General features: G+C 70.5%; 18 protein-coding genes. 15 read left to right on the top strand and 3 right to left on the bottom strand.

The window, feature by feature from the left end; translation table 11 throughout:
• The first annotated feature begins 5 nt into the window (after positions 1 to 5).
• The 3 genes from ASF28_RS01975 to ASF28_RS01965 are packed head-to-tail and all read left to right on the top strand — an operon-like array spanning position 6 to position 5318.
• The gene (locus ASF28_RS01975) at positions 6 to 1130 is read left to right on the top strand and encodes an efflux RND transporter periplasmic adaptor subunit (RefSeq protein ID WP_056086959.1); all 1125 of its coding nucleotides are present in this window, start codon (positions 6 to 8) and stop codon (positions 1128 to 1130) included.
• Positions 1127 to 2200 (top strand): efflux RND transporter periplasmic adaptor subunit, encoded by a 1074-nt coding sequence (locus ASF28_RS01970; protein ID WP_056086956.1) that lies wholly within the window; start codon positions 1127 to 1129, stop codon positions 2198 to 2200. Before ASF28_RS01975 ends, ASF28_RS01970 begins: the two co-directional genes overlap by 4 nt.
• Before the next feature lie 25 nt (positions 2201 to 2225).
• Complete coding sequence (locus ASF28_RS01965; RefSeq protein WP_056086951.1) at positions 2226 to 5318, top strand: efflux RND transporter permease subunit; 3093 nt, start codon at positions 2226 to 2228, stop codon at positions 5316 to 5318.
• A 13-nt stretch (positions 5319 to 5331) separates the two neighbouring features.
• On the opposite strand, the gene tsaA is transcribed toward ASF28_RS01965, so the two are convergent.
• On the bottom strand, positions 5332 to 5823 hold the full coding sequence (gene tsaA, locus ASF28_RS01960; RefSeq protein ID WP_056091055.1) for a tRNA (N6-threonylcarbamoyladenosine(37)-N6)-methyltransferase TrmO: 492 nt from the start codon (positions 5821 to 5823) through the stop codon (positions 5332 to 5334).
• Between the two features lie 124 nt (positions 5824 to 5947).
• Here tsaA and ASF28_RS01955 point away from each other — a divergent pair, with 124 nt between their 5' ends.
• Positions 5948 to 7441: an AMP nucleosidase gene (locus ASF28_RS01955; RefSeq protein ID WP_056086948.1), complete on the top strand. Its 1494-nt coding sequence runs from the start codon at positions 5948 to 5950 to the stop codon at positions 7439 to 7441.
• Positions 7442 to 7469: 28 nt separating this feature from the next.
• On the opposite strand, the gene ASF28_RS01950 is transcribed toward ASF28_RS01955, so the two are convergent.
• Both ASF28_RS01950 and ASF28_RS01945 read right to left on the bottom strand, forming a co-directional pair.
• Complete coding sequence (locus ASF28_RS01950; protein ID WP_082475943.1) at positions 7470 to 10001, bottom strand: PBP1A family penicillin-binding protein; 2532 nt, start codon at positions 9999 to 10001, stop codon at positions 7470 to 7472.
• 96 nt (positions 10002 to 10097) lie between these two features.
• Positions 10098 to 11261, bottom strand: coding sequence for a transglycosylase SLT domain-containing protein (locus ASF28_RS01945; protein ID WP_056086945.1), 1164 nt, complete (start codon positions 11259 to 11261; stop codon positions 10098 to 10100).
• 318 nt (positions 11262 to 11579) lie between these two features.
• Here ASF28_RS01945 and ASF28_RS01940 point away from each other — a divergent pair, with 318 nt between their 5' ends.
• The 11 genes from ASF28_RS01940 to ASF28_RS01890 all read left to right on the top strand — a co-directional run bounded on the left by ASF28_RS01940 (position 11580) and on the right by ASF28_RS01890 (position 23461).
• A complete protein-coding gene (locus ASF28_RS01940) occupies positions 11580 to 12770 on the top strand; it encodes an inositol-3-phosphate synthase (RefSeq protein ID WP_056086943.1) in 1191 nt (396 codons plus the stop codon).
• On the top strand, positions 12770 to 13690 hold the full coding sequence (locus ASF28_RS01935; protein ID WP_056086940.1) for a hypothetical protein: 921 nt from the start codon (positions 12770 to 12772) through the stop codon (positions 13688 to 13690). Before ASF28_RS01940 ends, ASF28_RS01935 begins: the two co-directional genes overlap by 1 nt.
• A 31-nt stretch (positions 13691 to 13721) precedes the next feature.
• Positions 13722 to 14906 (top strand): class I SAM-dependent methyltransferase, encoded by a 1185-nt coding sequence (locus ASF28_RS01930; protein WP_056086937.1) that lies wholly within the window; start codon positions 13722 to 13724, stop codon positions 14904 to 14906.
• Positions 14906 to 15907, top strand: a complete 1002-nt coding sequence (locus ASF28_RS01925; RefSeq protein WP_056086934.1) for a Gfo/Idh/MocA family protein — start codon at positions 14906 to 14908, stop codon at positions 15905 to 15907. Before ASF28_RS01930 ends, ASF28_RS01925 begins: the two co-directional genes overlap by 1 nt.
• Before the next feature lie 14 nt (positions 15908 to 15921).
• On the top strand, positions 15922 to 17511 hold the full coding sequence (locus ASF28_RS01920) for a YcaO-like family protein (protein ID WP_056086929.1): 1590 nt from the start codon (positions 15922 to 15924) through the stop codon (positions 17509 to 17511).
• Complete coding sequence (locus ASF28_RS01915) at positions 17508 to 18353, top strand: sugar phosphate isomerase/epimerase family protein (RefSeq protein ID WP_056086928.1); 846 nt, start codon at positions 17508 to 17510, stop codon at positions 18351 to 18353. The genes ASF28_RS01920 and ASF28_RS01915 overlap by 4 nt, the downstream gene beginning before the upstream one ends.
• Positions 18350 to 19573: a glycosyltransferase family 4 protein gene (locus ASF28_RS01910; protein WP_056086925.1), complete on the top strand. Its 1224-nt coding sequence runs from the start codon at positions 18350 to 18352 to the stop codon at positions 19571 to 19573. Before ASF28_RS01915 ends, ASF28_RS01910 begins: the two co-directional genes overlap by 4 nt.
• Positions 19573 to 20337: a PIG-L deacetylase family protein gene (locus ASF28_RS01905; RefSeq protein WP_056086922.1), complete on the top strand. Its 765-nt coding sequence runs from the start codon at positions 19573 to 19575 to the stop codon at positions 20335 to 20337. Before ASF28_RS01910 ends, ASF28_RS01905 begins: the two co-directional genes overlap by 1 nt.
• On the top strand, positions 20327 to 20929 hold the full coding sequence (locus ASF28_RS01900; RefSeq protein ID WP_056086919.1) for a uracil-DNA glycosylase: 603 nt from the start codon (positions 20327 to 20329) through the stop codon (positions 20927 to 20929). Before ASF28_RS01905 ends, ASF28_RS01900 begins: the two co-directional genes overlap by 11 nt.
• Positions 20930 to 21099: 170 nt before the next feature.
• Positions 21100 to 22152: a lysylphosphatidylglycerol synthase domain-containing protein gene (locus ASF28_RS01895; protein ID WP_056091049.1), complete on the top strand. Its 1053-nt coding sequence runs from the start codon at positions 21100 to 21102 to the stop codon at positions 22150 to 22152.
• Positions 22153 to 22183: 31 nt separating this feature from the next.
• The gene (locus tag ASF28_RS01890) at positions 22184 to 23461 is read left to right on the top strand and encodes an ATP-binding protein (protein ID WP_056086917.1); all 1278 of its coding nucleotides are present in this window, start codon (positions 22184 to 22186) and stop codon (positions 23459 to 23461) included.
• Positions 23462 to 23548 lie beyond the last annotated feature (87 nt).

The following is a 23548-nucleotide window of genomic DNA, read 5'->3' as shown; positions in this document are numbered from 1 at the left end:
ACGCGATGACGGGTTTTCACCACATTCGCCGCGCGGGCGGTGCGCTGGCTCTTGCGGCGTCGCTCTCCCTGGCCCCTGTCGGGGGATGGGCGGCGGAGAACGTCCGGCCCGGTGCAGAAAAGCCGCCCGAGCTCGCCCTGGTCCGCACGGTGGTGGCGCGCCGCACCACCATCAGCTCCGATCTCATCTTCACCGGGGACATCGAGGCACAGTCCCAGGTCAACGTGTCCTTCCGCACGGCCGGCAAGATCGCCGCGCGCCTCGTCGAGGTCGGTGATCACATCCGGGCCGATCAGGTTCTGGCGCGCCTCGACCCGCAGGAGCAGCGCGCCAACCTCGACAACGCCAAGGCGGCCCTGACCTCGGCCGAAGCCCTGCTGACCCAGGCCAAGGTCAGCTTCAAGCGCCAGGAAAGCCTGATGGCCGGCGGCTACACCACCCGGCCGAGCTACGACGATGCCGAGCAGCAGCTGCGCACCACGCAGGCGGCGGTGGAATCCGCCAAGGCGGCTCTCGGCACCGCGAAGGAGCAGTTCTCCTACACGGACCTCAAGGCGGGCGTGGACGGCATCGTCCTGAGCCGGACCTTCGAGGTCGGCCAGGTGGTCCAGGCCGGGCAGACCGTAATGGTCATGGCGCAGGACGGCCCGCGCGACGCGGTGTTCAACATCTTCGAGGCGGTGCTGGCGGCCCCCCCGGAAAGCGAGACCGTCGCGGTGGCCCTTCAGGCCGATCCCAAGGTGACGGCGGTCGGCCGCGTGCGCGAGATCTCGCCGAGTGTCGATTCCGCTTCCGGCACCGTGCGGGTGAAGGTCGGGCTCCAGGCGACGCCGCCGGGCATGTCCCTCGGCGCCGTGGTGATCGGCACCGGCAAGTTCCATGCGCGCGAGGCGATCGTCCTGCCCTGGTCGGCCCTCTATCGCTGGCAGGACGGTCCGGCGGTGTGGGTCCGCGATCCGCGGAGCGGCACCGTGGCGCCGCGCAAGGTCACCCTGGAGCGCTACGCTCCCGACACCATCGCCCTCGCGGGCGGCATCGAGCCCGGCGAGGAGGTGGTGATCGCCGGCATCCAGCTGCTCCGGCCCGGCCAGACCGTGGCCGTGGCCGAGACCCTCGGGATCGCACGATGAGCCGCCGGTCGATCTGCCTCATCGCTTCGGCGCTCGTCCTCACGGCCTGCAAGCCGGAGCAGGAGGCCGGCCCGGCTCCCGTCCGTCCCGTCCTGACCACGACGGCCAAGCCCGTCGCGACGGAGGTGTTCGGCCCCTTCGCCGGCTTCGTCGCGCCGCGCTACCAGTCGGAGATCGGCTTCCAGATCGCCGGGCGCATGGTCGCCCGCGACGTGACCGTGGGCGATGTGGTGAAGAAGGGGCAGCGCCTCGCCGCCCTCGACCCGGTGGTGCCGCGCTTCGCCCTGACCCGGGCGGAGGCGGATCTCGCCGACGCCGAGGCCCAGGCCGAGAATGCCGGCGCGACGGAGACCCGCCGCCGCAAGCTGCTCGCCGGCGGCAACGTCACCCAGGCCCAGCTCGACAGTGCCGTCGCCAGCCGCGACACCGCTCAGGCCCGCCTCGCCCAGGCCCAGTCCAGCCTCCAGAAGGCCCGCGACCAGATCGGCTACACCGAACTCCACGCCGATTTCGACGGCGTCGTCACCGTGCGCTCGGCCGAGGTCGGCCAGGTGCTCAGCGCCGGCCAGGCGGTGCTGACCCTGGCCCGTCCCGAGGAGCGGGAGGCGGTGGTCGATATCCCCGAGGACCTCGTCGGGGCCATGCCGAAGGACGCGGTGTTCACCGTCGCCCTGCAGAGCGCGCCGGATGTCACCGCCACCGCCAAGGTCCGCGAGACCGCGCCGTTCGCCGACCGGGTCACCCGGACCCGGCGCATCCGCATGACCCTGCTCGCCCCGTCCCCGGCCTTCCGCCTCGGCTCGACCCTCACGGTCTCCCTCTCGCGAACCGTCTCGCCCCGCTTCGTCCTGCCGGCGACCGCTGTCCTCAGCGCCGACGGCGGGGATTCGGTCTGGATCGTGGACGGGGACGGCAAGACGGTCGCCCGGCGCGCGGTCACCGTGACGGGGCGGGATGCCAACCGTGCCACCGTGACTCAAGGCCTGGCCGCCGGCGACCGCGTGGTCGTGGCCGGCATCCATTCGCTCAGCGAAGGCCAGGCCGTGCGCCTGCCCGACGCAACGCCGTAACCCGGTCGGAAGCGAGACTGACCCCGTGAAGAACTTCAATCTGTCGGAATGGGCCCTGGAGCACCGCTCCTTCGTCTGGTTCCTCATGCTGATCTCGGTGATCGCCGGCGTGCTGGCCTACGAGAAGCTTGGCCGCGAGGAGGACCCGCCCTTCGCCATCAAGACCATGATCGTCCAGGCGCGCTGGCCCGGCGCCACCATCGGCGACACCCTCGATCAGGTCACCGAACGGATCGAGAAGGAGTTGCAGCAGATCGACGCCGTCGATTTCAGCCGCTCCTACACCACGCCCGGGCAGGCCACGGTGTTCGTGCAGTTGCGCGAGACCACGCCGCCCAAGACCATTCCGGCGATCTTCTATCAGGTCCGCAAGCGCATCGGCGACATCCAGGGCACCTTCCCGCAGGGGATGCAGGGGCCGTTCTTCAACGACGAGTTCGGCGACGTGTTCGGCAACGTCTACGCCTTCACCGCCGATGGCGTCAGCATGCGCCAGCTGCGCGACTACGTGGAGCGTGTGCGCGCCGCCGTGAAGTCGGTCCCCAACGCCGGCAAGATGATCCTGCTCGGTGCCCAGGACGAGGTGATCTACCTCGACTTCTCCGTGCGCAAGCTCGCCGGGCTCGGCCTCGACATGAACTCGGTGATCAAGACCCTGCAGACGCAAAACGCCATCGCGCCGTCGGGCGTGATCCAGGCCGGGCCGGAGCGGGTCTCCGTGCGGGTCGGCGGCCAGTTCGTGTCCGAGGACAGCCTCCGGGCCATCAACCTGCGGGTCAACGACCGCTTCTTCCGCCTGTCCGATGTCGCCGAGATCTCGCGCGGCTTCACCGATCCGCCGACCGCCCTGTTCCGCTTCAACGGCGAGCCGGCCATCGGCCTCGCCATCGCCATGCAGCCGTCCGGCAACCTCCTCACCTTCGGTCACGACCTCAAGGCGCGGATGCGCACGCTCGAGGGTGAGTTGCCCGTGGGCGTCGGCATCCATCTCGTGTCGGATCAGCCCAGGATCGTCGAGGAAGCGGTGGGCGGCTTCACCAAGGCCCTGGTGGAGGCGGTGGTCATCGTGCTCGCCGTCAGCTTCGTCAGCCTCGGCTGGCGGGCCGGCCTCGTGGTCTCCCTGTCGATCCCCCTCGTGCTCGCCATCGTGTTCGTGGTGATGCAGGTGATGGGCGTCACCCTCCAGCGCATCTCGCTGGGCGCCCTCATCATCGCCCTCGGGCTGCTGGTGGACGACGCGATGATCACCGTCGAGATGATGGTCGCGCGTCTCGAGGTCGGCGACAGCCTCAAGAAGGCCGCGACCTTCGCCTACACCTCCACGGCCTTTCCGATGCTGACCGGCACCCTCGTGACCGTGGCGGGCTTCCTGCCCATCGGTTTCAACGGCTCCTCGGCGGGCGAGTACACCTACAGCCTGTTCGTGGTCATCGCCGCCTCGCTCCTTGTTTCGTGGGTGGTGGCGGTGCTGTTCGCGCCCCTCATCGGCGTGAAGCTCCTGCCCGCGAAGATGAAGCACAAGGACCACGACAAGCCCGGCCGCCTCATGCGGATGTTCACCGCGGGGCTGCTCGCCGCCATGCGCTGGCGCTGGACCACGGTGGCGTCCTGCATCGGTCTCCTGGCCGCCGCCATCGTCGGCATGGGCCACGTCCAGCAGCAGTTCTTCCCCGCCTCCGACCGGCCCGAACTCCTGGTCGACATGACCCTGCCGCAGAACGCCAGCATCGCCGAGACGAAGGCGCAGATGGACCGCTTCGAGGCGACCCTGAAGGGCGACCCCGAGATCGCGCGCTGGAGCTCCTATGTCGGCCAGGGTGCCGTGCGCTTCTACCTGCCCCTCGATCAGCAGCTCGGCAACGCCTTCTTCGGCCAGATCGTCATCGAGACCAAATCCATCGAGGCGCGCGAGCGCATGAAGGTGAAGCTCGAGGCGCTGGCCCGCGAACAGTTCGTCGGCACCGATTTCCTCATCCACTCCCTCGACCTCGGCCCGCCCGTGGGACGCCCGGTGCAGTACCGTCTCAGCGGTCCCGATCTCCAGGCCCTGCGCGGGCATGCCCTGGCGCTCGCCAACATCGTCGGCTCCAACGGCCACCTCAACGTGCCGACCTTCGACTGGAACGAGCCCGGCAAGGTGCTGAAAGTGGACATCATCCAGGACAAGGCCCGCCAGCTCGGGGTCACGTCCGAGGACATCGCCGGGCTTCTCAACGGCATCGTCGGCGGCCGGGCGATCACGCAGGTGCGGGATTCGATCTACCTCGTCGATGTGGTCGGGCGCGCCCAGGCGGTGGAGCGCAACTCCCTCGACACCCTCCAGACCCTGCAGATCCCGCTGGCCAACGGCAGCGTGGTGCCCCTGCTCGCCTTCGCCACCATCGGGTACGAACTGGAACAGCCCATCGTCTGGCGCCGCGACCGCCTGCCGACCATCACGGTCCGCGCCTCGATCGCGGACGGGACCCAGCCGCAGACCGTGGTGACCGAGCTCGACAAGGACATCACCGCTTTCTCGAAGTCGCTCCCCGACGGCTACACCCTCGCGGTGGGCGGCGCCGTGGAGGAGAGCGCCAAGGGCCAGGGCCCCATCGCCGCCGTGGCACCCGTGATGCTGCTCACCATGGCGGTGTTCCTGATGATCCAGCTCCAGAGCTTCCAGAAGCTTTTCCTGGTCGCGAGCGTGGCGCCCCTCGGGATCATCGGCGTCGCGGCGGCCCTGCTCCTGTTCGACAAGCCCATGGGGTTCGTGGCGATCCTCGGCGTGCTTGCCCTCATCGGCATCATCGTGCGCAACTCCGTGATCCTCGTGACGCAGATCGACGAGTACGAGCGCGACGGGCTGGCCCCCTGGGACGCCGTGGTGGACGCCACCTGCCACCGCATGCGGCCGATCCTGCTCACGGCGGCGGCGGCGAGCTTCGGCCTCGTCCCCATCGCCCGCGAGGTGTTCTGGGGTCCGATGGCCTACGCGATGATCGGCGGCATCCTGGCCGCCACCTTCCTGACCCTGTTCTTCCTGCCGGCCCTCTATGTCGGCTGGTACCGGATCAAGGCGCCGCCGAAGGGCACGCCGCGCCGGACCCATGGCGCCGACGGGCAGGTTCACGCCGCCTGATCACTTGGCCCGATCACGCCGCCCCGGCGCGGTCCACCGCCGCGTCGGGCCGCGAATCCGTCGAGGCGTAGTACGGCTTGATGTCAAGGAGCGGCGTGCCGTCGCGGCAATCGAGGCCGCGCACCCGGACGCCGGTGCCGTCGATCCCGAGGTTCTCCACCACCGACAGGGCGATGGGGTTGGGCCGCGCCGGCGAGCGCAGGGAGAAGGTGCCCCGGCTGCCGCCCGCGTGGCGCGGGCGCTGGCGGATGATGTCGCGCGCGGCTTCGTCCATCCAGTAAAGCACGATGAGGTGGCTCGCGCCCGAGAGGTTCTGCAGGCCGGGCGCATAGACCGGATCGAGCACCAGGGTGCAGACCGCGTCGGTCTGGAGACCGTTTTTCGGGCAGTCCCAGCGCCCGGGCCACGGCGTGCGGATGCGGCCGATGAAGTACACGCCCGCGTCATGGGCCTCGGGCAGCGCGATGGTCTCTTCGCCGGGGCGGCGTTCGACGGTCTGGTTCATCATGTGGAACTCCGGCTGAGAGCGGCATGTCGGATGCTTCGTTAGCCCGCCGCAAGCCCTGCCGGTCGCGTCGCACAGGGCGGCGGTGTACAGCCCGATGCGAAGGGTTCAGCGAGGAGACACCGTGATCCGCGACGAATTGCGACCGATGGAATCCGTTTCCGATCCCGAGACCGCCGTGGACCGGCTCGCCGCCCTGCACGCGGGGGCCACGGATGCGCTCCAGACGGCCCTCGCCCGCTACCTCGCCGGCGGCCCGGCCCCCGACGCGACGGAGCGGCTTCAGTTCCGCTACCCCGAGCTGCGCATCACCTATCAGCCCTCGGGGCCGATGCCGCGGGTGGCGCGCGCCACGGCGAAGTTCCAGGCGCCGGGCGCCTACGCCACCACGGTGACGCAGCCCGGCCATTTTCGCGGGTATCTCCTCGAACAGCTGACGCCCCTCGTGCGCGATTACGGGGCGAGCCTCGAAGTCGGCCTGAGCGCCCAGGAAATCCCGTATCCCTACGTCATCGAGCCGGGCCTCGACCTCGGGCGCGGCGGCGTGACCCCGCGCGATCTCGCCACCTACTTTCCCGTGCCCCTGCTCTCGGTGGTGGGCGACGAGATCGCCGACGGCCTGTGGCAGGATGCACCCGACGCGCCCCGGCCGCTGGCCCTGTTCGACGCGATCCGGGTCGACTACTCCCTGCGCCGCCTCGTCCACTACACCGGCTGCGACTGGCGCGACGTGCAGCCGTGGATACTGCTGACCAACTACCACCGCTACGTCGACGGCTTCATCCGGCACGGGCTGGAGCGGCTGGCGCGGGGCGAGGACGGGTTCGAGCGGATGATCCTGCCGGGCGGCATCTCGGTGTCGCGGGCGGAAGCGGCCTCCGTCGATCCCGCCGCCCTCATCGCCGCCTCGCCCTGGCACAAGTACCAGATGCCGGCCTACCACCTCGTGGCGCGCGGCCCCAACGGGACCATGCAGGGCACGACCCTGGTCAATATCGGCGTCGGCCCCTCGAACGCGAAGACCATCACCGATCACCTCGCGGTCCTGCGTCCGCATTGCTGGCTCATGGTCGGCCATTGCGGCGGCTTGCGCCAGTCGCAGACCATCGGCGACTACGTCCTCGCCCACGGCTATCTGCGCCGGGACCGCATCCTCGACGAACTCGTGCCGCCGGACGTGCCGGTGCCGGCGCTCGCGGAGGTCCAGCTCGCCCTCCAGGCGGCGGCCGCCGGCGTCACCGGAGAGGCGAGCGACGCCCTCAAACGCCGCCTGCGCACCGGCACCGTAGTGACCTACGACGATCGGAACTGGGAGCTGCGCTTTTCCCAGGAGCGGCGGCGGATCAACCTCTCCCGCGCCATCGGCGTCGACATGGAGAGCGGCACCATCGCGGCCCAGGGCTACCGCCTGCGGGTGCCCTACGGCACCCTGCTGTGCGTCTCCGACAAGCCGCTCCACGGCGAGATCAAGCTGCCGGGCGCGGCCAACGCCTTCTACGAGCGGGCCGTCGCCGAGCACCTCCTCATCGGCCTGTCGGCCCTCGATATCCTGCGGGCCGACCGTCACGGATTGCATTCGCGCAAGTTGCGGAGCTTCGACGAGCCGCCGTTCCGATAGGAGGCCCGTCCCACGAGCCTCCGCCGCCTCAGCGCTCCCGCCGCCACAACCCGGCGCGTTCGGAGCGGGCCTGCTCCTCGGCGGCCAGCAGATCGGCCGGGGCATCCTCCGACGCCCGGGCGCCGCCCGCCGCGAGGATGAGGGAGGCCAGATCGTCGCCGTCGATCTGGCAGCGCAGGGGGCCGGCCTCGGCGCCCGCCGCGGCGGTACAGGCGACCTCGCGGCGGCGCAGGTACCGGGCGAGCTGCCGGGCCAGCGCCCCGCCCTCGCCGTCGACGCCGAGGAGCCGCACCGTGCGACCGCGGAAGGCGAGGGTTCCGGTATCGACCACCTCGGGCACGCCGCGGATGGCCGCGCCCGCGGCGGCGGGCGCCACGTCCCGGGCCGGTGCCGGCTCGGCCCGGGCGGCGGAGGGGCGTTTGCGGCCGCGCGCCATCTGCGCGGCGGCGCGCTGCACGAAGTCCCGGAACAGGGCGGCCGGGATGTCGCCGCCCCCGACCCGGTTCATGGACGAATTGTCGTCGTTGCCGACCCAGACGCCCACGACGAGGTCCGGCGTCATCCCGACGAACCAGGCATCGCGATAATCCTGCGTCGTGCCGGTCTTGCCGCCCACCGGCATGCCCGACACCCGCGCCCCCTTGCCGGTGCCGCCATCGACCACGGCCTGGAGGGAATCCAGCATCATCGCCCGCGCCTCCGTCGGCAGGGCCGTGCCGGAGCGGGTTTCGGGGCGCAGATAGAGCGGCTGCGGCGCGCCGCCCCGGATGGCGTGGACGCTGTGGGCGTCGACGGGGACGGCCCCGGCCGAGACGCCCGCATAGGCGCGGGTCATCTCGAGCAGGGTCACCTCGGCCGAACCGAGGGCGAGACTCGGCACGTTGGGCAGCTCGGAGGCGACGCCGAGGCGACGGGCCGTGGCGATGACGGCCTGGATGCCGATCTCGTCGGCGAGCTGCGCCGCCACGGTGTTCACCGACTGGGCGAAGGCCGAGCGCAGGGGCATGGCGCCCTTGAACCGCCCGGTGGAGTTCTGCGGCTCCCAGTCCCCGATCTGAACGGGGCGATCCACCAGTACGGTCTCGGTCGAGAACCCGTTCTCGTAGGCCGTGAGATACACGAAAAGCTTGAACAGGGAGCCGGCCTGGCGCTTGGCCTGGGTGGCGCGGTTGAACTGGCTGTCCTCGTAGTCGCGCCCACCCACCATGGCGAGGACGGCGCCCTCCTTGTTCATCACCACCATGGCCGCCTGGGAGGCCTTCTTCTTGGCCCCTTCCGCGTCCATCCGCCGGGCGACGACGCCCTCGGCCAGACTTTGGAGGTCGAGGTTCAGGGTGGTGCGAACCGTGACGTCCCCGGTGGTGTCGGCCAGGCGCTTGGCCTCGCCCGAGACCATGTCGAGGAAGTAGTTCGTGCCCGGCGGGGTCTCGGGCGGCGTGCGCAGGGTGATGGTCTGGGCGCGGGCCTTGTCGGCCTCGGCCGCCGTGATGGCTGCCGTCTCCACCATGGTCTGGAGCACCACGTCGGCCCGCTCCTTGGCGCCGCCGAAATTGCGGGTGGGGGCGAGCTGGGAGGGCGCGCGCACGAGGCCGGCCAGCATCGCGGCTTCCGGCAATGTCAGGGCCTTGGCGCCCTTGCCGAAGTAGCGCCGGGCGGCGGCGTCGAGGCCGTAGGCGCCGGCTCCGAAATAGGCGGTGTTGAGGTAGCCGAGCAGGATGTCGTCCTTCGACATGGTCGCCTCGACGCGCAGCGCCAGGAACGCTTCCTGAATCTTGCGCCGCAGGGTCTTCTCCTGCGTCAGGGAGGTGAGGCGGACATATTGCTGCGTGATGGTCGAGCCGCCCTCGCGCACGCCGCCCCCCGACGTATTGCGCCACATCGCCCGCAGGAGCCCGCGCGGATCGACGCCCCAATGGGACCGGAAGCGCCGGTCCTCGATGGAGATGATGGCCTGCGCCATGTGCGGCGGGAGGTCGGCCGCGACGAGCTTCTGGCCCTGGAACGCGCCGCGGGTGGCGAAGACCCGGCCGTCATCGGCCTCCACGGTGAGGGCCCGCTGGCCCGCCTCCGGCACCACCCCGCCCAGCGGCGGAAGGGTGACGAAGCTGTAGAGGACGAGGCCCGCGAGCAGGGTTACGGGCAGGGCGACGAGCGCGAGGACGGCCAGGAGGATCGGCCGCCGACTCAGGCGTCCGGCCCGACCCGCGCGCGGGACGGCGGCGGCCGTCGAGGGAGCTGGGGCCGTGGCGGCGGATACCGCCTCAATGTCCGCACCGGGGCGCCGGGCGGACTTCAGGCGGCCGGCCAGGCGGGTGAAGGCTTGGCCCGAGGCGCGCGCGGCACCGGCGGCGCCACGTCCGCCCGTGCGGGCCGCACTCCCCAAGAGGACACCGAGCTGTCGCCCGAGGGTGCGGGCCGCCGCCGCCGCTTCGCGGGCCGCGGCACGGGCCTGGGCGGCCTCGTTCTCGGCGGACGCACCCTTGCCAGACGTAAACTTGCCGGGGGCGTCCTGCGGCGAGGTCCCATCGGGATGCGGACGTTCGGGATCGACGGAGCTCATGGGGTCACTCGACGGTCGTCGGCACCCACGGGGGCGGGGCCGTCGCGTGTCCCGGTTCTAGACTGAATTTTTCCCGGGCGGCTACGCTCCCACGATTCAGTCGGCCGCCGTCGCCTCGGTCACCCGGACGCGATGGATGGGCGCCGCTTCTCCGGCCTCGGCCTCCAGGGTCGGGAGCTCGACCTTGACCTCGGGGGCGGCCAGCGCCGCCACGCCCTCGTACCGGTCGAGGCGGCGGTCGATCATGCCACCGATCTTTTCGCGGACCTCGGCCACCGTGAGACTGCGCCAGCCCTTGCCGGCTTTCTCCGTGAACAGACTGCGATTGGCCCGCGCGGCCGCCTTGAACACCTGCTTGGCCACCTGGCCGGGCTTCTCCGCGTTGAGGGCGAGGAAGCGTCCGGCGCTCGCCGTGCCGAGGAAATGCGCGAAGTAGAGCTCGGCCGTGGTGAGATCGCGGCCGATGCGCTGCTCGATCCGGCCGCGGTCGCGCTTGATGAGTTCACCCGCCATCAGGGCGGCGGTGTAGGGGTCCTGGCGCAGGCGCAGGACACGGGTGCGCAGGGTGTCGTCCGCGATGGTGATGGCGCCGCCGCGTCCGGTGACGGCGGCGGCCTCGCCCTCGAGACCATGGCGGGCGCCGTAGGTCCGGATCAGTTCGAGCCAGGTGCTCGATAGGAACTGGAACAGGCCCTCGGCGGAGGATGTGGCGGCCTTCACCGTGGTGGAGAAGCTCGATTCCTTGTCGGCGAGCGCCATCATGTAGACCGGATCGACGCCGGTCTCGCTGGAGGCGCGCAGGATGGTGTCCACGATCTCGCGGGGGACTTCCATGGCGCCGAAACGCAGGCGTTCGGTTCCGGCGGCATCCCGGATCGGGGCGAGCCCCGCGAGATCCTCGGCGATCAGGACCGCAGTCGCAGGTTCCTGCTCAACGATGGGAACCCCGGTCCATTCGCCGGCGTTCTGAGATTGCACGGTGTGCGCCAGGGCTTGCGCCTGCGCGCTGAGGGCCCGCTCGTCGATCCGGGCATGCGCGGCTGCGGCGGGTGCCAGGGCGTTCTGCGGCAGGGCCGCTCCGAGGGCGAGCCCGGTCACGAGGGTGACGAGGGCTCTGCGTCCAGCTTTGGCGAGGGTCCGGCGCGCGCGGCGCTCGGTCCGTGGCAGCCAGGCCACGGAGGAATCTGCGTTGAAGGTCTCGTTGGGCACGAGACGGCTCACGTCGTCGGCGCGGGGCGCCGGCTCCGGGAAAACCCCCATCCTTGATCCTTGTTCGTGCCGCTGCCTTCGTGGGCGCGGCTTCGATGTGTTCAGCGCGGCGATGTCTCGCCGCCGGCTGTGACCAGAATGGGACAGCGCCGTGATTCAACCGTGGCACGCTTAACGGACGGTTAAGGCTCTGTTTTCACGAAGTTTTAACGAAACGTTCGGCGTCCGTTCAGATGAACCGCGTCAAAAAAGCGTCTCCCGCTGGACTTGGAATGACGCGCGAGCGGTCCAGTTAGCTAAGGCCCGAGGGAATGCTCCGATGTGTGGAGCGACGATCCCCGTGGACCCAATGAAGGAAGCCTTTTTCCAATGAGCATGCAGACCGGTCGCCGAGTCGGCGTTGCGTTCGTTGGCATGGGTGGCGCCGTCGCCACCACCGCCATCGCAGGCATCGAGATGATCAAATCCGGATCGAACCGCCTCGACGGGTTGCCCCTCGCCGGTCTTTCCGTCGCCGGCCTGGCCGATTACAAGGATCTTGTCTTCGCCGGTTGGGATCTGAACGACGACGACCTCGCCTCCGCGGCGACGGGGCACGGCGTGCTCACGGCGCAGGACATCGAGAACGGCGCCCAGGTGCTCAAGGGCATCAAGCCGTGGCCGGCGGTGGGCAGCGCCAAGTTCTGCAAGAACATCGAAGGCGTGAACCGCATCGTGGCGGCCGATCACCGCGAGGCGGTCTCGGTCATCGCCAACGATCTGCGGCGGTTCAAGGCCGAGAGCAATCTCGACGATGTGGTGGTGATCAACCTCGCCTCGACGGAGCGCTGGCCCGATCTCACGGCCGCGACCCTGAACTCGCCGGAAGCCTTCGAGAAGGGCCTCGATTCCAGCGACGAGTCCATCAGCCCGGCGATGCTCTACGCCTACGCGGCCATCAAGAGCGGCGTGCCCTACGCCAACTTCACCCCGAGCGTCGCCGCCGACGTGCCGGCGCTGCTGGAGATGGCCAAGGACCTCAACGTCCCGGTCGCCGGGAAGGACGGCAAGACCGGCCAGACCATGATGAAGACGGTGCTGGCCCCCGCCCTCAAGGCCCGCGCCCTCCACGTCGACGGCTGGTTCTCGACGAACATCCTCGGCAACCGCGACGGCCTCGCCCTCAACGACAAGGACTCGCTCCAGTCCAAGCTCAACACCAAGGGCACGGTGCTGGATTCGATCCTCGGCTATCCCGTCGAGGACCACCTGGTCCACATCCACTATTACCGCCCGCGCGGCGACGACAAGGAAGCCTGGGACAACATCGACGTCACCGGCTTCCTCGGTCAGCGCATGCAGATCAAGGTCAACTTCCTCTGCAAGGACTCGATCCTGGCGGCCCCCCTCGTCATCGAGATCGCCCGCGTCCTCGATCTCGCCAAGACGCGCGGCGACGGTGGCGTGCAGGAGCAGCTCTCGTCGTTCTTCAAGGCACCCATGGTCAAGAACGGTCGCGGCCCCGAGCACGATTTCGGCAAGCAGCAGACCATGCTCCTCGACTGGCTCGGCGTGAACTGATGTCGGCTTCCTCGGAGGGCGGCGCGGCCGCCCCCCTCGCCCTGCGCCCGCTCCTGGTCGAACTCAACGACCTGAAGCGGGTCCATTCGGCCGGGCGTCTCGGCTCCATCGCCGAGCGCCTGTTCGCGCAGGGCTGGGGTGCCCTCACGGGCGGCGCGGCGGCGGAGGATGTCGCCCTCGACATCACCGCCAAGGCGCTCGCCGCCGCGCGGCTCTGCGACCTCGACGCGGCGTTCCTCGCCGCCGCCGGACTCGAACACCAGGCGGCGTCCGACGTACTTGTCGCCGGATTCGATGCCGTCACCGATGCCGTCGATCCGGCCCTGCGCGACCGGTTGCGGGCGCGCCTGCGCGGGACCAGCAGCGCTCTGCCGGGATCGCTTCCGGCCTTCGTCTCCGCCCTGGCGCATCAGCCCCGCGCCGGGGTCACCTGTCCGGGCAAGCCCCGCATCCTGCTGGAGCCGCCAGAGAATCACGCCGAGCATTGCCTGATGGTGGCGGTGTACGGCGTCGTCCTGAGCCCATTCTACCGGGCCGACCCGACCCTGGTGTTCCTGGCCGCCATGAGCCACCATTTCCACAACGCCGCGATGCCCGATGCCGGCTTCACCGGCGAAATGCTGCTTGGCGACCATCTCGGGCCGATCATGGCCCGCACCAATCAGTGGGCGCTCGATGAACTCGATCCGCCCCTGCGCGAGACCGTCCAGCGCGCCCGCGCCGTCCTGCCCGACGATGCGACGGCGGAGGGCCGAGCCTTCCATGCCGCCGATTGCATCGACCGTGTCCTCCAGATCGCCCAGCACCTGCGTGCGGCCGGCCTGACCATGGCGATCGTCCTCGACGACATGGAACTCGTCCATGCCGGCCCGGTGAAGGGGTTTCATGATCGTGTCCTGACGGACATGCATATCCCGTGATCCACAGGTTCGATCACGCGGACACGGTGCCATGATTCCCTTCGCACTCTACTCGCCCGAGACCGGCGAGCCCTTGAAGGCCGACACGCCCCATTCCCTGCGCGAAGCGGGGACGGGGGCCCGCTGGCCCGTCATCGACGGCATTCCCTATCTTCGGACGAACCGCGCCGAGCTCGTCACGCGGACCCTCAAGCTCCTTGATGCGGGCGAGGCGGGCCTCGCCCTGGAAGGCTTGCTCGCCGATCAGGACGATTGGTGGACCGGTCCGCCGGCCGATACCCTCGACCTGCACGAACTCGTGCGTGAGCGGGCCAAGTTCAGCCTGCGCGATGCCGTGCGCCTCCTCGGCTGGGGGCGCGTCGGCGATTATTTCGTCCATCGTTGGAGCGATCCGACCTACCTCGCCGGTCTCGCCCTCCTGGAGGCGCACTGGAACGACCCCGTCTGCGTGTTCGAGTTCGCCTGCGGCATCGGCCACTACCTGCGCGATTTCTCCATGCGGGGCCTCAAGGTCTCCGGCGCCGATGTGGTCTTCGCCAAGCTCTGGGTCGCCCGGCACTGGGTGGTGGGGGCGGACGTCCAGCTCATCTGCTTCGACGCCGGTTCGCCCCACTGGCCGATTCCCGGTGCACCCGTCGATCTCGTGGTCTGCAACGACGCCTTCTATTTTCTCGACGGCAAGGCCGAGGTGCTCGACAACCTGCGCCAGAATGCCGGCGACGACGGCTGGCTCGTGCTGAGCCACATCCACAACAGCGGGAGGCCGGGCTTCTCCGCCGGCCGGGCCGTCTCGGCGGGCGAGATTGAGGAGCTGTTCCCCGACGGCCTCGTCTACGACGACGCCGACCTCACCCGCGCCCTCGTCGAGGCACGGGCGCCGTCACCGCGCGCACCCAGCGAACTCACCGAGGTCGAAGCCTTCTCCGTCGTCGCCGGTCCCGGCATGCGCCCGGCGCCGCGGGCCATCGTCGATGGCATCACCCTGCCGCGCGTGGGCGCATCGTTGCGCCTCAACCCCCTCTACGTGCCCGATCCCGCCGGCGGCTACGTCATCGCGTGGCCGTCCGAGCGCTACGAAGCCGAGTATTCCGGTCGCGCGACCTATCCGATCCACTCCGACGGACCCGAAACCCTCGACTGGCGCGGCGGCCTCGACACGCCCGAGGCGGACCGCATTCGGACCCGCGAATACGTCGATCTGCCGGAGCGCTGGTGATGGATTCCGTCGCCTGGGGCATCGTCGGCTTCGGCTGGGTGGCACGCGACTACATGGCGCCGGGCATCCGCGCGGCCGGCCACCGCCTCGTCGCCGTGGTCGATCCGGGCGCGGAGTCGCGGGCGGCCGCCGAAGCGCTGGGAGCCCGCGCCTACGCCGATCTCGCCGATCTGGTGGCCGATCGCGAGGTCGAGGCGGTCTACGTCGCCACCCCGAACCATCTCCACCGCGGGGCCATCGAGGCCCTGGCGGGGTCCGGCAAGGCAATCCTGTGCGAGAAGCCGATGGCGGCGAGCCTCAGTGACGCCGAAGCCATGGCGGCGGCGGTCGGCGCACAGGGCACGTTCTACGGCACCGCCTTCGATCAGCGCCATCACCCCGCCCATCGGGCGATGCGCGATTGGATCGCGCAAGGCCGGCTCGGTACCGTCACCACCGTGCGGATCGTCTATGCCTGCTGGCTGCCGCGGGCCTGGACCTCGGTGGCGGGCCAGGACAACTGGCGCATCGATCCGAAGAAGGCCGGCGGCGGCGCCCTGATGGATCTCGCGCCCCACGGCCTCGACCTCGTGGACTTTCTCGTCGGTGAGTCCATCGTCGATCTCGCGGCCCTCACCCAGACCCGGGCCCAGGACTACGCCGTCGATGACGGCGCGCTCCTCATCGGCCGCACGGAGTCCGGCGTGCTCGCCAACCTGCACGTGGCCTACAATTGCCCCGATGCCCTGCCGCGCCGGCGCTTGGAAGTGACGGGGACCGGGGGGCAACTCACGGCCATCGACACCATGGGGCAGGTGGCGGGCGGCAGCCTTACGTTCATCGACGGGTCAACCGGCCTGTCCGAGGGTGTCGCCTTCGACGGCGCGGCCTCGCCCTTCCTCGAACAGGTGCGGGCCTTCGGCTCCGCCCTGCGGCGTCCCGCGGAGCGGGAGGCCTACAGCGCAGCCCGAGACCTGCACACCATGCGGCTCCTGGCGCGCGCCTACGACGCCCTGGCCTGAGAACGGATTATTACGTGAGCGAACACGATCAGGACGCCAGAGCCCGCAATCCGCGCGTGAAGGCTCCGCGCGCCTACACCCACGGCGCCAAGCGCCGGATCGAGGGCCTGCCCGCGTCGCTCCCGGAGCCCGTGCGCGCCTATCTCGACATCCTGCCGGAGGGCCGCATCGTCGGCTTTCCCCTGGCACCGCTGGATCGCACCGGCATCCCGGTCTGGTTCGTGTCCCTGTTCCTCGACGACCCGTTCTTCATCGGTGCCATGCCGAGCGGCATCGGCTACGGCGCCACGGACGACGAAGCCCTGATCGGCGCCGTGGCGGAGATCGCCGAAAATCTCATGCCGTCGCTGGCCGTCATGCCCCGCAAGAAGGAGCGCGGCAGCTACGACGACCTGGTGAAGGTGTTCGGCGCCGGCTCCGTCGCCGATCCGCTCACCCTGTGCCTGCCGGCCGGCAGCCCCATCGGCTGGGGCTCGGTGCTCGAATGGACCCCCGCCATCCGCGCCCGCACGGGCGAGACCGTGCTGATGCCCCTCGACATCGCCGCGACGGACTATTTCGAGCTGTCGGAGGGCTACAAGCCCTTCACCAACCTCATCACCAACGGCCTCGGTGCCGGACCCGACACCGCGTTCGCCCTCGGTCACGGCCTCCTCGAACTCCTGCAGCGCGATGGCAACGGCCTGCTGTTCCGGGCCCTCGACCAGGGTGTGATGCTCGACCTGTCGGAGGGGCTCGGTCCCGAGACCCGGGGCATGCTCGACCGTCTGGAGGCGCTCGGCATCAAGGCCCTGCCGAAATTCGCCACCGACCAGTTCGGCCTCACCAACATCTACGTGGTCGGCCACGACACCAACCTCGCCGACGCACCCGTGCCCATCGCCCTGTCGGCCTGCGGCGAGGCCTGCGACCCGGACCGCGAGCGCGCCCTGCGCAAGGCGCTGCTCGAGTTCCAGGCGGCGCGCGTGCGCAAGGCCTTCGGCCATGGCCCCCTGTCCTTCGCCGAGCGCGTCACCCCGCCGGGCTACGTCCAGGCCTTCATCGACAAGGCCCTGCCGAGCCTCGACCTCGAAGAGAGCCGGGCCCTGAAGGCCATGCTCGAATGGATCGTCCTGCCGCCCGAGGATCTGGCCGCGACCCTGCGCGACACGGTCTATTCCGAGCGCGGCACCAAGAAGTTTTCGGATCTGCCGACGACGGCCGCCCCCGACGGGCATGCCCGCGGCCGCATCGCCCGCGACCGCCTGGAAGACGCAGGCTTCGATGTCCTCTACGTCGATTGCGCCCCGCCCGGCGGCTCGGTCGGCGTGGTCAAGGCCATCGTGCCGGGCCTCGAGGTCGAGACCATGAGCTACCACCGCATCGGCGAGCGCAACACGCAAAAGCTCATCGAACGCGACCATCCGCTGATCCGGTTCGGAGACGCGAGCGAGACCCTGCGGCCCGTGCGCCTGACCCTCGAGGCCCTGGAGCGCTTCGGCGGGCAGCCCCTGTTCGACACGGCGCTGGCCGACCGGATCGTCGGGTCGCACTACCCCCTCTATCGCGAACCGGAATCGCACCACGCGCCGTTCCGCTTGGCCCAGCAGGGGACGGGCGAATGAGCCTGCGCTTTGCCTACAACACCAACGGCACCGCCAACCATCGCCTTGCCGACGCCGTCGATCTCATCGCCGAGGCCGGCTACCAGGGCGTTGCCCTCACCCTCGACATCCACCACCTCGACCCCTTCGCCGAGCATTGGGTGCAGGACGCGCAGGCCCTGTCGAGCCGGCTCCAGCGCCTCGGCCTCGGCGTGGTGATCGAGACCGGCGCCCGCTTCCTCCTCGACCCGAAGGCCAAGCACGAGCCGACCCTGGTGAGCGGCGATGCCGCCGGACGCACCCGCCGCGTCGGTTTCCTCAAGCGCGCCATCGAGATCGGGGACATCCTCCACGCCGAGGCGGTCTCGTTCTGGGCCGGCGTGCCGAAGCCCGGCATCGACCATGCGGAAGCCCGGCACTGGCTGAACGAGGGCCTCGTCGCGGTGACCGAGTACGCCCGCGCCAAGGGCGTGGTGCCGTGCCTGGAGCCCGAACCCGGCATGCTGATCGAGACCCTCGACGACTTCGCCGCCCTGTCCGTCGACGGATTGCACCTCGCCCTCGACACCGGCCACTGCCTCGTCACCGGCGAGCGCGATCCGGCCGCCGCGGTGGCCGAGTTCAACGACCGCATCGGCACGGTGGCCATCGAGGACATGAAGCGCGGCGAGCACATCCACCTGCCCTTCGGCGAGGGTGACATGGACGTGCCGGGCGTCCTCGATGCCTTGGACGCCGTCGGCTTCCAAAAACTCGTCTGCGTCGAGCTCTCCCGCGAGAGCCACAGGGCCGACGTCATGGTCCCGGCCTCCCTCCAATTCCTGCGCGTTTGCCGCAAGCACAAGGCGGAGCCGGTGCATTGAGAATCTGCTTCGTCAGCCGTCGCTACTTCCCGGCCATTTCCGGCATGAGCGTCTACGCCCAGAACCTCCTGCGCGAACTCGTCGGCGCCGGCCACGACGTCACGATGATCAGCCAGTATCGCGGCGACGCCTTCGGCACCCGCGTCTACGGCGGCGGGCCGCCCCCGGCCGTGCCCGGCGTCCGTGTCATCGGCCTCGAACAGACCGGCGAGCAGACGGACGGTGATTTCGAGCGCGACATCGACACCATGGTGGCGACCATCCGGGCCGAGCACGCGCGGCGACCCTTCGACATCCTGCACGCCCAGTACGGTTACCCCACCGGCTGGGCGACGCTGCTGGCGGCCAAGGAGATCGGCGTGCCGACGGTGGTGTCGATCCAGGGCGGGGACGGCCACTGGGTCGGCTCGTGCTGCGAGACCCACCGCGTCGCCATGTGCGAGGTTCTGGCCCATGCCAACGCCCTCCTCATCGGCGGCGCGTCTTTTGTAGGCGAGGTCTGCGATCGCCTCGGCTCCGACCCGGCCCGCTTCACCATCGTGCCGGGCGCCGTCGACACCGGCCGCTTCACGCCGGGACCCGGCGACCATGCCGGCCCCGTGCGCCTGTTCTACCACGGCCGCGTCGACCGCCGGAAAGGTGTGCTCGATTTCATCGACGCCCTCGGGCTCATGCGCGCGGGGGGCGTGCCGTTCGAAGCAGTCATTTCGGGCATCGGTCCGGACGTCGACTCGTCCAAGGCCCGCGCCGCCGAACTGAACTTTTCGGAGGCCGAGATCCGCTTCACCGGCTACGCCGATTACGACACCGTGCCGGACCTGTACCGCCAGGCCGACGTGTTCGTGTCGCCGACCTACGCCGAGGGGTTCTCCAACACCATCCTGGAGGCCATGGCGGCGGGTCTCGCCGTGGTCTCGACCCATTCGGTCGGCGTCTCCGATTGCCTGCGCGACGGCGAGAACGGCCTCATGGTTCAGCCCGGCGACGTGCCGGCCCTGGCGCAGGCCCTGACCCGCGTGATCGAGGACGACGGCTTGCGCGCCCGCCTCGCCCGCGACGGCCTCGAGGAATGCCGTCGGGTCTATTCCTGGGGGGCCGTGGGACGCCAGATCATGGAGGTCTATGCGGCCGTGGCGGATTCAAAGCCGGCGACGGAATTTTCTGGCGATCTGCCGCACGATCCGACCTGCCGCTTCCGCGCCGAGCCGCACCTGCTCTGATGCCGGCCGCCCTCGCCCTCTCGCCGCACCTCGACGATGCCGCCTTTTCCTGCGGCGGCACCCTCGCCCTCCTGGCGCGGGCGGGCTGGCGCGTCACCATGGCGACGCTGTTCACCGGCTCGGTGGCCGATCCGACCGGCTTCGCCCTGGCCTGCCAGACCGACAAGGGCCTCGGACCGGAGGTCGATTACATGGCCCTGCGCCGGGACGAGGACAGGGACGCCGCCCAGGCCCTCGGCATCGCTCCACCGCGGCACCTGCCGTTCCGCGAAGCGCCCCACCGGGGCTATGCCAGCGCGCCCGAACTCTTCGCTGAGGTCAGGTCCGACGACGGCATCGTTCCCGATCTGACGCGGGCCCTGGCCGACCTCATCGCCGAGACGGCACCCGACCTGATCCTCGCGCCTCAGGCCGTCGGCGGCCATGTCGATCACATCCAGGCCGTGCGCGCCCTCATGGAGCTGGCACCCGCCATTCCCATCCTGTGGTGGCGCGATTTTCCCTACACCGTCCGCGATGCCGCGCCGCGCGAACCCCTGCGCGATCGCTTCGCCGACCTTCCCGTTCAGACCATCGCCTTCGACGCCGACGCACAGGAGGCGAAGCGTGCCGCCTGCGCCGCCTACGCCAGCCAGCTCGGCTTCCAGTTCGGCGGCGCCGACAACCTCACCGCGCAGCTGGCGCGGGAGGGCGGCGTCGAGCGCTTCCACCGCGGGGGCGCGTTGCCGACCGGCCTTGCACGCCTTTTCGGCGATGCCGGATAAGCCGAAAAGCCTCGGCGAGCCCGCCCGCCTCGCCGCGCGCCGCGCGCTCCTGGCGGGCGCGCATCTGGCGCCGATCCGCGCCCTGGCCCGCCGCATCGCGGCCGAGCGCGACGCGGCCGTGCCCGAGCCCGATCCCCTGGATGGCGGCGCCGACGCACGCCTCCTGCTGTTGCTGGAGACCCCCGGGCCCCGGGGCAGCGGTTTCGTCTCGCGCGACAATCCCACGGGCACGGCCGCCAACCTGTTCCGGTTCCTGTCCGAGGCCGGGATCGCGCGGGCCGACACCCTGATCTGGAACGCCGTCCCGTGGGTGATCCACGCGCCCGATGCCCTCAACCGCGCCCCCCGCCGTTCCGAGGTTGCCGCCGCGGCCCCTTATCTCGAACCTTTGATCGCCTGCCTGCCGCGCCTCGCCGTCGTGGTTCTCGCCGGCCGCGTCGCCGGCCTGAGCCGCCCCGCCCTCGCGACCCTGCGCCCCGGCCGGCCGGTGATCGCGGTGCCGCATCCGAGCCCGACCTACGTCTGCACATCGCCGAACGTCGCGATGCGCATACGCGACGGCTTCACTCAGGCGGCCACATTCCTCGCCTGACGATACCTCGACACCCCGCCCGGCCCACGGGCAAGATCGGCCCGTCGCTGGCAATTGGCGGCCGATGCCCCTAAATGCGGGCGACGGGCCGCGGTCCGGCACAAGCCCGGGACACCCATGCCGCCGTCGAGGTCGAGCGGGGCCGCCCGGCGGAGGCGGACGCCGACACGATGAACTTTGCGGGACAGCACAAGGACCTCGGCCGGGCCGAGGCGATCGACGCCGATGCGCCGACCGTCGCGCCGGGCGAGCCCGTGGCCGATCCCAAGCCGAAGCGCTCGATGAAGGGTCGCTACGCCTGGATCGGCACCATCGCCAGCATCGTGATCTTCGCCGTCTCCGTCTTCGTCCTGTGGCGGCTCGTCGAGACCGTCACCTGGGCCGAACTCCACGCCGCCTTCACGGCGGCGACGCCAGGACAGCTCGGCCTCGCCTTCCTGTTCGTGGCCGTCAGCTACCTGTTCCTCACCTGCTATGACGCCCTCGCGCTGCGCCAGCTCCAGATCACGGTGCCGTACCGGACCACGGCACTTGCCTCGTTCACGAGCTACGCCGTGAGCTTCACCCTCGGCTTCCCCCTGCTGACGGCGGGCACCATCCGCTACTGGATCTATTCTGGCCGGGGCCTGAGTGCGGCCAAGATCGCGGCCCTCACGGTGATCGCCGGCTTCACCTTCTGGCTCGGCATGGGGGTGGTGCTGGGGTTGAGCCTCATCGCCGAGGCCGGGCAGCTCGCCGGGCTCACCTTCACCAGCATCCGCCTCAACCAGGGCGTCGGCCTCGCCGCACTTCTCTCCGTGGTCGCCTACCTCGCCTGGGTCTCGCTCAAGCGCCGCAGCGTGCGCGTGAAGGGCTGGCGCCTCGAACTGCCGGGCGCTTCCGTGTCCCTCAGCCAGATGGTGGTGGGCATCGGCGACGTGTGCGCCGCCGCCGCCACCCTCTACGTCCTGCTTCCGGCCGGGACCTCCATCGGCTTCACCACCTTCGTGGCGATCTACGTCCTGGCGGCCATGCTCGGCATCGCCTCGAACGCGCCGGGCGGCCTCGGGGTGTTCGAGGCGACGATCCTGCTGGCCCTCTCCAGCCTGCCCCGCGATCAGGTGCTCGGGTCCCTCCTGCTGTTCCGGGTCTGCTACTATCTCGTTCCGTTCGTCATCGCCCTGTTGATGTTGGGCGGTTACGAGGTCCTCAGGCGCACCCGGCGCCGGGCCGAAGGGACGTAACGCCGCCGGAAGGATGGCGCTGGGGAGCAGTATGGCACGAGGCGCGCGACGATCCGCCTGGACCGCCGCCGCGTGCGCGAGCGTCACCTTCGGCCTGGTCGCCTGGGTACGCGGCGCCCTCGACGCGCCGTGGATCGCGGCGTCGGTCGCCGCCCTCGTCGTCGGCGGCCTCGTCGGCAGCCTGTTCCGGACGCGCATCCAGGTGACGCCGGAGGCGGCGGCCCGGACCCGGCACTCCGTCGCCGAGGCGCTGCTGGCCAACATTCCCGATCCCGTGATCCTCGTGGACCGGCGCGCCGTGGTCATCGAGGTCAACCCGGCCGCGCGCGCCCTCCTGCCGGCCCTGAAGCTGCGCCACCCGCTCTCGTTCGCCCTGCGCGCGCCGGACGTCCTCGACGGAATCGAGGAGGTGCTGCGCACGGGCGCCCCCCTGAAGACCCTCTACACCACCCGCGTGCCGACGGAGCGCGCCTTCGAGGTGCAGATCGGCGCCCTGCCCATGCCGGACGGTCCGGCGGGCGGACAGCCCAACGTCGTCCTGTTCCTGCGCGACCTCACCTCCGCCCGGCGCCTCGAGGCCATGCGGGTCGATTTCGTCGCCAATGCCAGCCACGAGCTGCGCACGCCGCTCGCGTCCCTCCTCGGGTTCATCGAGACCCTGCAGGGGCCGGCCCGCAACGACGCGCCGGCGCGCGAGCGCTTCCTGGCCATCATGAAGACCCAGGCGCATCGCATGACGCGCCTCATCGACGATCTCCTGTCCCTGTCCCGCATCGAGCTGCGCGAGCACGTGGCCCCGACGAAGCCCGTGGATCTCGCCGGCATCGCCCGCCAGATGGTGAACACCCAGGAACCCCTGGCCCGCGAGCGCGGCGTCGAACTGACCCTGGAGGCGGAGGGCGTCCACCGCCTGCCGGGCGAGCGCGACGAACTCCTGCGCGTGGTCGAGAACCTCGTCGAGAACGCGGTGAAGTACGGCGCCAGCGGCGGTCGGGTCGTGGTCTCCGTCGAGCGGGACGAGATGCCGCCGCGGCGCGCCCGCATCGTGCTGTCCGTGCGCGACGAGGGCCCCGGCATCGCGCCCGAGCACATTCCCCGCCTGACGGAGCGGTTCTACCGCGTCGACGTCGCCTCGAGCCGCGATCAGGGCGGCACGGGCCTCGGCCTCGCCATCGTCAAGCACATCGTCAACCGCCATCGCGGCCGCCTCGTCATCGAGAGCGCGCCGGGCGCCGGCACCACCGTGCGGGCGTTCTTTCCCGAATTCGTCGCCGAGGCCGGAACGGCGTCCGGTTCCGAGGCGGGTTAGCAACCCAACGACGCATCGCGGAGAACCGCGCACGGCGCGGGGCTGGCCTGTCGAACCCGTGGCGGCCCTTGACCTTCCCACCGTGGG

The organism is Methylobacterium sp. Leaf99, assembly GCF_001422375.1.
GTDB lineage: Bacteria > Pseudomonadota > Alphaproteobacteria > Rhizobiales > Beijerinckiaceae > Methylobacterium.
This window is presented reverse-complemented; position numbering and strand designations above follow the sequence as displayed.